Annotated in this window: 13 protein-coding genes and 1 pseudogene; 6 read left to right on the forward strand and 8 right to left on the reverse strand. The window is 58.2% G+C overall.

Annotated features, from left to right (window positions below; all coding sequences use genetic code 11):
* Positions 1-671: 671 nt before the first annotated feature.
* Positions 672-908 (reverse strand): hypothetical protein, encoded by a 237-nt coding sequence (locus AB7531_RS16935; protein ID WP_441279999.1) that lies wholly within the window; start codon positions 906-908, stop codon positions 672-674.
* A pseudogene (locus tag AB7531_RS16940) lies at positions 908-1,265 on the reverse strand (hypothetical protein). Before AB7531_RS16940 ends, AB7531_RS16935 begins: the two are co-directional and overlap by 1 nt.
* 513 nt (positions 1,266-1,778) lie before the next feature.
* On the opposite strand from AB7531_RS16940, the gene AB7531_RS16945 reads away from it, so the two are divergent.
* Both AB7531_RS16945 and AB7531_RS16950 read left to right on the forward strand, forming a co-directional pair.
* On the forward strand, positions 1,779-2,021 hold the full coding sequence (locus AB7531_RS16945; RefSeq protein ID WP_441280000.1) for a DUF6894 family protein: 243 nt from the start codon (positions 1,779-1,781) through the stop codon (positions 2,019-2,021).
* Positions 2,022-2,141: 120 nt separating this feature from the next.
* The gene (locus tag AB7531_RS16950; protein ID WP_441280001.1) at positions 2,142-2,345 is read left to right on the forward strand and encodes a hypothetical protein; all 204 of its coding nucleotides are present in this window, start codon (positions 2,142-2,144) and stop codon (positions 2,343-2,345) included.
* Positions 2,346-2,981: 636 nt separating this feature from the next.
* Here the strand turns inward: AB7531_RS16950 and AB7531_RS16955 are convergent.
* Both AB7531_RS16955 and AB7531_RS16960 read right to left on the reverse strand, forming a co-directional pair.
* Positions 2,982-3,254: a hypothetical protein gene (locus AB7531_RS16955; protein ID WP_441280002.1), complete on the reverse strand. Its 273-nt coding sequence runs from the start codon at positions 3,252-3,254 to the stop codon at positions 2,982-2,984.
* Entirely contained in the window at positions 3,251-3,628 is a 378-nt protein-coding gene (locus AB7531_RS16960) for a hypothetical protein (RefSeq protein WP_441280003.1), read from the reverse strand. Before AB7531_RS16960 ends, AB7531_RS16955 begins: the two co-directional genes overlap by 4 nt.
* Positions 3,629-3,800: 172 nt before the next feature.
* Between AB7531_RS16960 and AB7531_RS16965 the strand changes: the two genes are divergently transcribed.
* The gene (locus AB7531_RS16965) at positions 3,801-4,808 is read left to right on the forward strand and encodes an ABC transporter substrate-binding protein (protein WP_441280004.1); all 1,008 of its coding nucleotides are present in this window, start codon (positions 3,801-3,803) and stop codon (positions 4,806-4,808) included.
* Between the two features lie 355 nt (positions 4,809-5,163).
* Here AB7531_RS16965 and AB7531_RS16970 read toward each other — a convergent pair whose 3' ends face one another.
* Positions 5,164-6,204: an IS110 family transposase gene (locus AB7531_RS16970; protein WP_135216197.1), complete on the reverse strand. Its 1,041-nt coding sequence runs from the start codon at positions 6,202-6,204 to the stop codon at positions 5,164-5,166.
* A 157-nt stretch (positions 6,205-6,361) separates the two neighbouring features.
* On the opposite strand from AB7531_RS16970, the gene AB7531_RS16975 reads away from it, so the two are divergent.
* Positions 6,362-7,807, forward strand: a complete 1,446-nt coding sequence (locus AB7531_RS16975; protein ID WP_441280005.1) for an IS1182 family transposase — start codon at positions 6,362-6,364, stop codon at positions 7,805-7,807.
* A gap of 1,151 nt (positions 7,808-8,958) precedes the next feature.
* Entirely contained in the window at positions 8,959-9,942 is a 984-nt protein-coding gene (locus tag AB7531_RS16980) for an ABC transporter substrate-binding protein (protein ID WP_441280006.1), read from the forward strand.
* Between the two features lie 75 nt (positions 9,943-10,017).
* Here AB7531_RS16980 and AB7531_RS16985 read toward each other — a convergent pair whose 3' ends face one another.
* Complete coding sequence (locus AB7531_RS16985; protein WP_441280007.1) at positions 10,018-10,644, reverse strand: tyrosine-type recombinase/integrase; 627 nt, start codon at positions 10,642-10,644, stop codon at positions 10,018-10,020.
* Between the two features lie 309 nt (positions 10,645-10,953).
* Between AB7531_RS16985 and AB7531_RS16990 the strand changes: the two genes are divergently transcribed.
* Positions 10,954-11,910: an ABC transporter substrate-binding protein gene (locus AB7531_RS16990; protein WP_441280008.1), complete on the forward strand. Its 957-nt coding sequence runs from the start codon at positions 10,954-10,956 to the stop codon at positions 11,908-11,910.
* Positions 11,911-12,108: 198 nt separating this feature from the next.
* Here AB7531_RS16990 and AB7531_RS16995 read toward each other — a convergent pair whose 3' ends face one another.
* Both AB7531_RS16995 and AB7531_RS17000 read right to left on the reverse strand, forming a co-directional pair.
* Positions 12,109-12,309, reverse strand: a complete 201-nt coding sequence (locus tag AB7531_RS16995) for a DUF6494 family protein (protein WP_441280009.1) — start codon at positions 12,307-12,309, stop codon at positions 12,109-12,111.
* Positions 12,310-12,617: 308 nt separating this feature from the next.
* Positions 12,618-13,058 (reverse strand): YybH family protein, encoded by a 441-nt coding sequence (locus tag AB7531_RS17000; protein WP_441280010.1) that lies wholly within the window; start codon positions 13,056-13,058, stop codon positions 12,618-12,620.
* Positions 13,059-13,127: the final 69 nt, after the last annotated feature.

The raw sequence follows: 13,127 nt of genomic DNA on the forward strand, positions 1-13,127 counted from the left end.
ATCGTTCAGGAAAACGCGGATTTGGAATTCGTCGAGCAAAAGATTGCAATAATTGCGAAAGCCTTCTTCGTCGCAATCCCTTGCAACCGGTCCATGAAACTGCGGCTTTCCAACCAAGAGGCATCCCGTATTCATAGCAACGCGCGCCACGACAGAATGCTGTAACAAATGGAGCCGTTCCTAACTTCCGGTCGAATCCGGCCAGGTACCGTCTAGGCGGCGGTCGGCAGGCAGAATTCGAACGCGGTACGCATAGGCCGCAGATAGGGTGTGAAGCCCGCAGAAGAAAGGGCCGCCTTTGTGGGGCGGCCCTTTCCAAAGTCTATCGACGCCGGTCAAAAAATTGGTTCGAGCAAAGCCAGCCCCGGGAATGAAAACAACTAAGGATACAAACACCGCGCCCGGTTGAAGGCATGGAAGCAGCGATTTGTGTCAGGAATATTTCGTCGGCTCTGTTCCGCGCAGGAACACTGAGAGCGTTGCACAGGCGCAACGGAGGAAGCCCGCAAAGTTAATCTGGGACACCCAACATTTGTTAGAGCCTGCGATGAATCCAGGGGCGGAGAATATCCACGGCGCCCCAACTTCGAGCCGGTGCGTCGTGGCGGTCCCGGTGTCTCCGTTCCTCCAGCCCGGAGGCGCTTGGGGCCGCTCACATCAGTCGAGGGACCTCAGTGTCGCCAGCCGTCCTTGTCGACCTCCACCCGAAAACCTTCTGGCATGCGCGGCACTTCACCTTCGCCAGCAGCGTTGCAGGCCGGGCAGGGTGCGCCGGCGCCGCCACAGGTGCAGGCGCGCGGGCCGTCCCAGGGGCGCTCCGGGTGGTTCTCGCAGACCCAGCCGAGACCGTCGCAGTTGACGCACGTCACGATCATTCCGGCGGCCGCCGGCTTTTCCGCGGTGGGCATCAGGCGGCCCCGCGCAAGGGCAGCGTCAGCTGTACGTCGAAGCGCCTAGTGGCGTTGGCGGCGATGAAGGCTTGCAGAGGATATCTCGGCGTCGGTGTCGGCTACGCGCTGGGCCAGTGCGTCGGCGACGTCGGAAGTCGCATCGCGGGGCCACCCCTCGACGGGATTGAAGGATACAATTCGGACCGGATAGGCGTACTGGCCGGATAGGAGATTTTGCAGGATTGTCTCGAGGTCGGCGTCAGCCACGTCGGTCTCGCGCCAGGCGCAACCGGCGCGCGCGCCGAAGTCTTCAAGCACTAGATTGATGTCGCGGTCGAGGCGGTCGGCCGGCACGATCGAGGGCGAGGAACGCATACGCTACTCCGACATGACAAGGCGAGAGACGGCCCCGGCAAAGGGGTCAAAGGGGGTAGGCCAGGGCCGCTCCGCCAGCTCGGCCAGCGAGCCAGCGACGACTCAAATATCAGTCGCCTCTGTGGTTCCTTTTCCAAACTGAAGCGGGCGCTTCGTATTTAACCAGTGTCATAAGACTGATTTTAACGGGGCCTAACTTGGTAGAAGGTAAGCCAGCGGGGAAGGCGCTGCTGTGACCCGCACGGCCAACAGAAGGCAGAGCCAGTGATCAACATTGCTGAGTGCCGAGAACATGCTGACCTCTACAAGAGACTTTCTGGCGCGAGCGGCATTTCCAAAGATCGCGCCGACATCGCCCGAACTTATGTCGGTTAGGCTGGCCAACTGGATAGACTTGCTTCTCTCGCGAGGAACGAGCAGAGGTGGGGGGCCGGCCTGCTTGCGGCATCAGTCGCCTAGTTGAGTGGCCCGTTTTACGAAAAGAACATTTGAGGTCGGCGTCGTTTTGGTCAGATGAGACGGTACTATTTTGATCTCATAGAGGGTGACGAGATTTTCCCGGATGAGGAAGGTCTAGAGCTCTCAACCATAGCGAAGGTGCAGGAACAGGCGGCTCGCTCGCTTGCCGATATGGCCAGAGATGCCGTCCGCACCTTAGGGGGCGATAGCCAACAGCTGTCGATTGAAGTCCGGGACGACAGCGGTCCGGTGCTCCACCTCAAATTCACATTCGCGGTCGAACGGCGCGGGCATTGAGGCCGCCTCAACTGGCGCCCTGGTCGAATTTCGCGGTGGCATAGGTTCGTTTCAGTGTGGGAACTGATCTTACTTTTAACTAGTTTTGGAGTCGTTGTGAACTGCTCAAGGAGCCGCGCCATGGGAGAGCGCCGCAGAGTGAAGCAAACCCGGTCCCTTGAAGAACGAATGGCCGAGCAGGCCGCCGCCAAGCTCAAAACGTTGGCCGATAGGTTGCCGCCAGGCGTCGAGCGCGATGCCCTTCTAAAGCGAGCCAGGACCGCCGAGATCGGCGCCCATATAAGTGACTGGCTGCGCTCGCCGGGCTTGCAGTCACCCAAGTAGGCTGGAACAATTGTTCACTTTGATACTTAGGAACATCGACACGACACGGTGACTCGATGCCCAAATGGTTTTGATAATGTCATTGCTAGGGACTGCGCTGATCGGCACCATCGTCATCGTATTCGAGTGGCGCGCGCTAGTCGGGCACTGGCGCCTCAAGAGGCGACCGCCCGCGAATTCATGATGGACGTGAAGTAAGGCCGCCTGAGTTGGCGGCCTCTGTTCAAGAGTGGACCGCCAATAAGGCAAACTAAGGCCGCTCCCTCAGTCCCAGATTTCCTTCTGGCAGGTATCGCAGAAAAATACCGGGACGGTCCTGGCGTGCTCCACGTCCACTATCAAAGTAGAGACGCGAGTAGGATCGCGGCAGGTGGGGCAAATGCGGGGGCTGGTTTCCTGTTTCGGTGGCCTCTTTGGATTGTCCACGAGTATCTCCATCGCTCGATGTCCGTGCCAGCTCGAAGCCGACGTTCCGCTCCCATATGCATATCTTTCAGTGTGATCGGTTCCGTTCCCGATCTCGAACTATACCGCTTTCTGCGAAAGCAGGTAGAGCTGATTGCCGGTTTATCCTAAGCTCATGACCATCTGGCGCCCCCATAACCGCCAAGGTGATCTCCAAACGGCCCCGGCAATTTAGTCTTTTGCGGGGGCCGCTTTTGCGCTGCTGCCGATCAGCCGGACATAGGTCCCGCTTTCGTGCAGCCCGAGCCAGCCGCATTCAACTGCATACTTGATGCCGGCCCCAAACTCCGAGCCACTGGCTTTTAGCGTGTAAAGGAACGGCGAGTTGATCCGCTCGATGTAGATGCGACCGTCCTGAACAGCCTCGACGTTCGCTGCGAGCTCGACGAGCTTGCGCGCGGCCGCCTCCGGATCTGCATAGGGTCGTTCTTCGGTGTGCTTCATCGGCGTGTCCCGTTGGCCACCTGCGCGGCGGCGAGCTTCTCGCGGCGCGCCCGGTTGGCCGCAACCTCAGTTCGCCAGTCGCGATCTTGGCGCCATTCGGCGAAGGCATTGTCGGGGATGCTCGGCTGTAGCTCCGACCATGCGGTCTCGAAAGCCTCGCGCGCGGCTTCGAAGGTCGCGGCCGTTCCGTAGCGGTGCTGGCCGGGTTCTAGACCGGGATAAAATCCGCACGACCAGCCCCACTGATCGGCGAGCACGGGCACGCCGGCGCGCATGCCGATCGCGCCGATGCGAACGTCGTTGAAATAGATGTGCCAAGTCTCCTCGTGCGGGTTGTCGGCGCGGCGGCGGGTGAGGGTGGTGTTATTGATCATGGCGACAGGATAGGGACTAGCCGAGCCTTGAGCCAGCCGCTGGGACTTGCTTCACTCATTTGCCGGTCGCCGCGCGCGACATCTTGCGCCTCCAACTCCCCGGACTCCCGGGCCGCGATGTGGTATGCTTCAACTGGATTTAGCGTGCTCCTGAGCCTCCTTGGAGGGCTGCATGAGGCGGCGCGATTTCATCAGTCTTCTTGGCGGTGCGGCGGTGACATGGCCGCTCACTGCGGCGGCACAGCAAAGAACCAATAGCAAGCGTCTTGCTGTCTTCAGCCCATCACACCCAAGCGTGGACCTGCACTCCCACAGCGAAAACATAGGTTCCCGAGCCTTGTTCGCTGAACTTCGGCGGTTGGGGCAGGTCGAGGGACACAATCTCAAAGTCGAAGCTTACGGCCGCGAGCAAAATTCGTCCGGCCCCGAAGCCCTGGCGGCGGAAATCGTTAGGAGCAACCCGGATGTCATCTTTATCATTGGACCTGGCGCGCCCTTTTTCAAAAAGCTGACATCGCTTATTCCGATCGTGGTGATTACCGGCGACCCTGTGAAGACAGGGATCGCCGAAAGTCTGGCTCACCCGGGCGGAAATTTCACGGGAATTAGCATCGACGCCGGTGTTTCCATTCATGGAAAACGGATTGAACTGTTGCGCGAGATGGTTCCAACGATGTCGAAACTTGGCTGTCTTGCTCTTCGGTGGTCATGGAATGGACCAGTCTCAGGTCCCGCAATCCGGGCCGCGGCCGAAGCGGCGGGCCTCCCTCTCGCGGTGGGTTTAGTGGAATTTGGTGCCAGCGAAGCAGACTATCGGACGGCGATCGAGAGCATCGCGCGCGAGGGTGCACATGCAATTGTGGTCGTCGATTCGCCTGAGGTCGATCAAAACAAAACGTTGATCGTTAGGTTAATCGGCAACGCGAATCTTCCGGCAATTTTTACGCATCTTAACTACGTCGAGGCCGGGGGACTAATGGCCTATTCCTTCGACCTCATCGAATTGTTTACGCGCGCCGCCGACACCATCGACGCGATTCTCCGAGGAGCAAAACCCGGCGACATACCGATTTATCAAGTCACGAAATTCGAGTTGTCCATCAACCTCAAGACAGCCGAGCAGCTGAGGCTTTCCGTACCTCCTGCGCTCGTCGCGAGGGCCGATAAGGTAATTGAGTGAACGGGCAAAGGTCCGGTGTGGCGCCCCTTTGACATGCCAACCGCTCTGAGCAACGTCTGAGTTCGAGGGTATAGCGGAAAACATTTGCTCCGTTCGAGTGTTTCGCATTTTGACCCTGGCTGTTCTCTAATTCCGGGCGTGAGGTCAAGCTCTCCTTGAACATCCTTGCCGGGTCCATGGTTCTCTCCGCGGTAGGGGCGTGCCCTCCGCATGATGGCGTAAGATGACGCTGGCGGATCAATGTGTGAAGCGCGCTTTGCTCTTTCGAGCGTCGCAAAGCCAGGGGCGATCTCACCAACGCCAGCGTCCCGGCAGGGACGTTCGCTCCCGCTGGTCGGCGGGAACTCGTTATCCTTTATGCAGGTTGCCCAGCAGCATCCTTTGATGACCATTTGAATTCGGTGCCATCGATCCACATCCGATGCAGAATGACGGCAAGTTTGCGGGCAACCGCAACCTTGGCTTTGCGTAGCCCGCTTCGTTTCGCAAGCCGAATGCCCCACGCCTTGAGTGCTGACCATTTTGCTACGCGTGTGAGCAGCACATTGGCCGCCTCGTAGAGGTAACCTCGGAGCATCTTATCGCCGCATTTCGAGATTCGGCCCGTCCAGTCAATCTCGCCGGATGCGTATCGGCGGGTCGTTAGCCCTGCGTAGGCTCCGACGCTTCGTGATCTCTTGAAGCGAGCGGGGTCATCGATCGTCGCAAGGAAGCAAAGGGCCGTGACCGGGCCGATGCCAGGAGCCGTCATGAACCGTCGCACCTGAGCATTATTGCGAGCCAGCCGCAGCACCTTGCGGTCAAGGTCCACAATCTGTTGCTCGATGGCCTCGCGTGCCTTCAGCAATGGATCTACCGCGGCAAAAAGCTCTGACCGATCCTCGGCCAACTGCGCGGCGCGCACAGCAAACATATTCATCTTTGCCCGTCCGATGACCAGGCCAAGATTCTTGAGGAGCCCCCGGATTTGATTTTCGATATCCCGCTTGATCTTGACGAGCAGAGCTCGACTGACAAGAAGAGCTTTGGTCGCATGACTATCGAGATCTTTGACGCAAACCTCCTTGTACCAACCACATTGCATGATACGCGCTATGCCAGCGGCGTCATTTCGGTCGCTCTTGTTGATCTGCATCTTCAGAACCGCCTTCGCATGCCTGGCGTCAATGCAGACGATGGGCAACCCCATCTTATCCAGCTCGGTCCACAACCATGTCGACGTTGCTCCGGTCTCGAGCCCAATCCGAACGACGTGTGGCGCATGCAATTTGATGAATGTCGCGATCGCCTCCGGGGCAGAAGCAACCACTCCTTCGCGCTCGACCTTTCCTGTCCGATCGACGATGCAGATCGAAGTCAGTTTCAGCGATACGTCTAATCCGACATAGTGTTCCATTACCTCTCTCCTTCATTGCAAGGCCCTGAGGGAGGGCCTCGTCGATTCCAGGAGAGCTGATTCCCAGAGCCTGAGTATGGCTCGAGCCCGGAATTACCCCATGTGTGAAAAGTCGCGAGTCGGCTACGATTCTTCCGTTTCCTGATGGGGGATACGGATGGGACGCTTCGTTGAAGGCGCGGACAGATCCCAGCTGACGCTCTTGCCGGAATGTCTGGAGGATTGGGTAAGCGAGGACAACGCGGTCCATGTGATCGATGTGTTCGTCGAGGCGCTCGACCTGCATGGAATGGGGTTTGAGCGCGTGATCGCCAAGGAGACGGGCCGGCCCTCCTATCATCCGGCAGTCCTTCTGAAGCTTCACATCTACGGCTATCTCAATCGCGTGCAATCCAGTCGCCGCCTGGCACGTGAGACGTGCCGCAATGTCGAGGTGATGTGGCTGATCGGCCGCCTGGCTCCCGACCACAAGACGATCGCCGATTTCCGGAAGGACAATGGCGCGGCGATCCGGAAGGTCTGCGCGAAGTTCGTTGCGCTATGCCGGCAAATGGGCCTGTTGCAGACCTCAAGCGTCGCGATCGACGGCAGAAAGTTCAAGGCGGTGAACAACCGCGACCGCAACTTCACGCATGCCAAGATGGCGAGGTGGATGGCGCAGATCGAGGAAAGCGTCGGTCGGTATCTGCGTCAGCTCGATAGCGCCGATCGGCAGGAGCCTTCGGAAGCGATCAGCATCAAGACGACGAGGATCAAGGAAAAGATCGCTCGATTGAAGCAGGAGATGAGCCGTCTAGAAGTGCTTGACGCGCAGATGCGCAACACGCCGGATCAACAGATATCGCTCACCGATCCGGATGCCCGTTCGATGGCCACCAGCGGACGCGGATCGGGCGTCGTCGGCTACAATGTCCAGGTCGCCGTGGACACCGAACACCATCTGATCGTTACGCACGAGGTCATAAACGTCGGCAATGACCGTGGGCAGCTTGCTCGGATGTCGAAGCAAGCCAAGGAAGTGCTCGAAGTGGACAAACTCGAGGCCGTCGCCGACCGTGGCTACTTCGATGGAGAGGAGATACTGGCTTGCGAAGAGGCTGGCGTCGCAGTGACCTTGCCCAAGCCCATGACGTCGGGCGCCAAGGCTGAGGGCCGGTTCGGCAAACAGGACTTCGCCTATCTGCCGGATGAGGACGTCTACCGCTGCCCGTCCGGTCAGCTGCTGCCCTATCATTACACCAACGTCGAGCATGGGATGACGCTGCGCCGCTACTGGTCGACGGCGGCTTGCCGAGACTGCGCGATCAAGAGCCAATGTACGCCGTCCAAGGAGCGCCGCATCACGCGCTGGGAGCATGAGCATGTGGTCGAAAAGGTTCAGAGACGGCTCGATTCCAATCCCGACGCCATGCGGATGCGACACGAGACGGTCGAGCATCCCTTCGGCACGATCAAGACCCGTATGGGGGCGACGCACTTCCTGATGAAGCGCCGACGGAACGTCGCCGCCGAGATGGCGTTGCACGTCCTCGCCTATAACCTCACTCGGGTGATGAACATCGTCGGCAAACCGAGCCTGATTGCAGCCATCCGAGCCACTTGAAGGCGGGGAAGTGCGTCCAAAAGCGCCACCGCGCGTCGCTATAACCACCTTGGCCGGCTACTTGGACGATCCGACGCGAAAACATCGGCGGCCTGCAACGATTGTCGACCACGGCCGCTTCTGAGCTATCCGTTTCCACACAACTAAGACCCGGAACGGACATTCTGAGTGTTGAAAGTCGCGCCCCCAAGAGTTTCACTAACTCGGCGGGTTGCAGGTGTCAGCGCTGACAATGGCAATCGGCCTGACGCACAGTGTCTTCGTTCCATTCAATGAAGCCATCGGCATTCTTCTAAGGTGCGCGAAACATTTTCGCATCCCTGTAACTTAAGTTAATCGTGGGGCCTAATCGAATATCGGACCACATCGATCATCAGACTGCCCGGTCGATCTGTGACGAGGTGGGTGACAGATTGCAACAGAACTTATCTCTCGAAGCCTCGCCTCTGCCGCCGTACCTCGAACGTCTAGTCGATGAATTGCGCAAACAGGAGCGTCATTCAATTGATGGCGTCGCAGCGCCCGCTAACCGTTTTCTTCATGCGACGCGACGGGTAGTCGCGGCCGTCTGAGCGCGTAAAGAAGAAGCCGTCGCCGCTCTCAACCCGGAGGAATAGATCAAGGATTCGACTCATCGAACAGTTGCGAACGCGAGTGTATCCATGAACGGAACACGCAGTAACTCAAAATACGGGCTTCAAGCCTTGGACGGGCAGCAGACGCAAGAGTATCGCGTATATGTTATGGGCCTCGACGGACATATCGAGCTTCGCATCGATCTAAGGTGCGAGGACGAAACCGAAGCCAAGAAGCGCGCCAGATCCTTAGCTGACGGGTACGACGTAGAGCTATGGTGTCAAGATCGAAAGATTGCGGAATTTAAAAGTGAGTAAGGCCACCTCAGTAGGCGGCCTCTTTCGTGCTCACCATCCTGCTACGTCACCTTATGGCCCGAAGATGCCCTGACGGTTGGCGGAACAAGGGTCCGCTTTCGAGACGAGACCGAACAGTTGCCGACTCAGCTTCGGATGTCCGCCTGTGACCCCATCATTTGGGATCGCTTGATCGTTTCGCAGCTGCTATTATTCGCACTGGCCGGACAGACGCCCGGCCTGTCGACCCGATCGCCTTTGCAACGATACGGGGATCGCATGAGACGGTTTGCAGTTACAGTATCCGCCCTATTGGTTGTGCTGCTTTCCTTCGCGTCGGCGGCCACAGCTCAATCACTGGGACGAATGGCGCGGATCGGGATGCTTTGCGCGCCCGCTTGCAAGGTTGCCTTTAATGAGGCGTTTGTGGACGAACTTAAAAAAATCGGCTGGGTGGAGGGCACCACCATCACGATTGAGCGGAAGGACCCGGATTATCACCTCGACCAGCTTCCGGCGCTTGCGTCAGACCTCGTGCGGTCGAAACCCGATCTCATCGTCGCGTTCACCCCTTACGCCGCGCGGGCTGCAAAGAACGCCACATCCGACATCCCCATCGTAATAATCTTGGTCGCCGATCCGGTTGGTATGGGACTCGCGTCAAGCCTTGCCCATCCTGGCGGAAACCTGACGGGCGTCGCAACGATGGACAGGATCGATTTTGGTGGCAAGTTTCTTGGTATTCTTCGAGAAGTTTTGCCACAGGCCAAGCGCGTAGCAGTCTTTCTCAACACCTCAAATGAGATGCATCGGCTGGTGTTTCCGGAGACACCAACCGCTGCAGCTAAGCTCGGCTTTCAGTTAGACGTGTTTGATTTGCGCGAAGCGGGGGAAGTGGCTAGCGCTATTGCCGCTGCGAAAGCTCAGGGAGCAGAGGCACTGGACATATTTAGTGACCCAATATTTTCCTTTCCGTCGAACCGTGTACCCGATCTCGCGGTACAGGCCGGCTTACCATCGATCTCCTTCGACCCCGACTTTGCGCGAGCGGGTGGATTGATTTCCTACGGGCCGGACTTTCTTGCCTTGGCTCGAATTGGGGCCCGCTATGTCGGCCGAATTCTCAAGGGCGCCAAAGCGGCCGAGCTTCCTATCGAGCAGCCCACCAAATACCTGCTTGTCATTAATCTCAAGACGGCGAAATCGCTCAGTATCGAAATCCCGGCGAACGTCCTGGCGACCGCGGACGAGGTGATTGAATAAGGCTTGTCACTTCCGGTTTTGTCCCAAACCGGCGGTGGGAAGATGGGCAAAGCATGTCCACTCTGCCCGGGTATTTCAGACGTCAACTCGTTCCGCTATCGCCAAGGCATCGTCCACTTCGATGCCGAGATATCTGACCGTGCTTTCGATCTTGGTGTGGCCAAGCAGAAGCTGGACTGCCCTGAGATTGCCAGTGCGTCGGTAGATCAAAGTAGCCTTGGTTCGTCGGAGCGAATGAGTTCCGAAAAGCCTCGGGTCCAGTCCAATGCTGCCGATCCAATCCGAAACAAGGCGCGCGTATTGTCGTGTTGTCATGCAACGCTCAGGACTACGGCGACTTGTGAACAAGAACTCGCTAGGCCCTTTGTTTGCAGCCTTTAGATAATCATCGACTGCTTGGCGGGTCTGTTCGCTCAGTTCAAACCTGACGGGCCGTCCGGTCTTTTTCTGTCGGACGGTTGCGCGATCCGCAGTGTATCCGCTCGCAGCGACATCCTCGACCTTGAGGGCGACGACGTCGCAGCCGCGAAGCTTGCTATCGATCGCCAAATTGAACATAGCAAGGTCGCGACCGCGACCTTCAATCTGGAGTTTCGTCCGAATTGACCAGACATGCTTAGGCCGCAGCGGCGGCTTCGCCCTGGTCACCTTGCCTTTATTCCATGGCACCCGTGTCGGCGTCGTGTTTGCTTGATCTTGCATTGGCATACTCCTCGGTTACGGAGGACGAGAAGCATGTGCCCCCGGCTAGGGCCTTGGAATCAAGTCAGCTTTCGGATGACTGCGGACCTGACATCCGGCGCGACTTCAGGCGACGGGTAGCGATTGACCCAACTGCGACATCGCGCGGAGACGCGCCCGCGCCCGGTAAGCTCAATGCAGCGACCATGATCGAGACGTGATACAGTGCGTGCCGCCGTCCTCAAGTTGCCGTGAGGATCGAATGAAGCGGCGAGAGTTCATAGCGGTTTTTGCGGCGTTGCTCGTTTCACCACGGAAGCGGGGGCGATCATGAGGCGCCGACATTTTCTGGGTCTTGTAACCGGAGGGGCCATTTGGCCAATCGCGGCTACAGCGCAACCGGTCACGCGCCACATTGGCGTACTCGTCCTCGGCAATCCGAACCCCGAATCATTCCTGAAAGAACTGCGCGACGGACTTCGGGAACTCGGCCATCTCGAGAATCGGGACATCCAGCTGCAAATCCGTTCGGCGGGAGGCAATGCAGCCGTGCTTGCCGACGCGGCCGCCGACCTCGTGAGGCTAAAGGTTGACATTATCGTCGCCTGGCAGACGCCAGCGGCTACGGCTGCAAAACGTGCCACAGCCGAAATACCGATCGTGATGACCTCAGGCGATCCGGTCGGCACTGGTCTCGTCGCCAGCCTGTCTCGGCCGGGCGGCAACGTAACCGGAGTGGATAGTTTCGGGGCTCAGCTCGGAGGCAAATGCGTCGAGCTGATTCGCGATACGATTCCGTCGGCGCATCGGGTGGCGATCCGTGCCAATGCGGCTGACCCATTCACCAAATCCTTCCTCGCGGAGATTGACAAAGTCGCGGGCCGTATCGGTGTCGCGACGCAGCCATTGATGCGCCATCCCGACGATGAATTCGAGACCGCTTTCGCTGAAATGCGGAATGGCGCGGCCGATGCTGTGATCATTCAGCCCACTCTTTTGCGCGCTACCAGCATTGAGTTGGCGCTGAAAAACAAACTTGCGTCATTCTCCATAGTACGGGCATTGCCGGCGGCGGGTGGGCTCATGGCGTACACGCAGGATGCGGCGGAGCAGACCCGAGCAATGGCAAGCTACGTCGACAAGATATTGAAGGGAGGAAAGCCGGCTGAGATGCCGGTCTCGCAACCGACCAAATTTGAGCTGATCATCAACCTCAAAACCGCCAGGGCACTCAATCTCCATATTCCGCCGACCCTGCTCGCGCGGGCCCACGAGGTGATTGAATAGCGCGGTGCATGTCTCCTCATGGCCCTTAGCCGAAGAGTCAATTGAGCGCGTGTCATGTCGGCTGTCAGGGGCAAACCGGACGCCGATCCAACTTAGCGTCCACCGCTGCTTTTGACCCGAAGGCGACGTTCGGCCGGCGACCGCAATGGTAGCCTTCGTGAGGATCAGGGCCATGGCTTCCCACAGCCGGGACAATCGTCAGAGCGCGACTGTTTCCTCGACCACATGGTTCAGCGGCGTCCCCTCCGCGGACAAGGTCATTCGCAGTTTGAGCTTGCCACTCTTCACCTCTCCGCTACGCACTAGGTTCTCAATTTCACGCTGCGATGTAACTCCGACAAGCTTCAGAAATTTACGGATAGCCATATTGAAGCGGTCTTCATCGAACTCGGCGGTCATGGCTGTTCTCCCTGATCGGGCAGACAAAGTCTAGCACGAGGCGAGCAATGACGAAACATCGAGGCCTCGCTCGCGTCGCCACCGACTTCCTCCTCAACCTGATTGCCTGCAACCTCGGCCCGAACCTGAAGACTACACCTGGAAGCGAAATCTCACTTAGTGGAGTGCTTCCGCTTCTGGCCCAACTCGGACCTCTGATAAGATCGGCTACTAGGCCGCTATTAGGGCGCATGACCATCATTCATCACCTGCTACGTGTCGCAGTCAGGTTTGTGGGTGCCCACCGGATGGCTGTGGCAGCCGCGACTTTATTCTTTAACAAAGATATGAGATTTTATCTTCCACTGTCCGTCGGGTTGGCGTTCAATCAGTCTCACAGTGCTGCCGGAAATTGGCGCCGCCTTCTCATCCACCACTAATGTGGCCGTGAAATGGGACGTGGTATAGGCATAATTCCCGATGGGCAGCACGTCCACAAGCTCAAGCTTGTGATCTCTGACGCTTCTTCCCCGCCCAGCAAAGAAATCACGGATTGCGAGAGGGCCAGTGACGGGCTGCGCGCCAGGCGGCAACAATCTGCCGTCATCGGTATACAATGGTAATAGAGCATCGAAGTCCGCGTTGTTAATGGCAGCATCCCATTGGGCGTTCATCGACGTCAGCTTATCTGCGAGCGGATCTGCCAATCCTTGACTGGCAGGGCTGACGATCAGAATAAGCGCGAATGAAGCGAGTGATATGCGAGTCATCTTTGCCTCCATTAGCTGAGATACTCAGCGCGTGAGCGTATTCGCAGCTACTGCTGGGGGAAGCGCTAG

The organism is Bradyrhizobium sp. 63_E2_N1_3, assembly GCF_052076005.1.
GTDB lineage: Bacteria > Pseudomonadota > Alphaproteobacteria > Rhizobiales > Xanthobacteraceae > Bradyrhizobium > Bradyrhizobium barranii.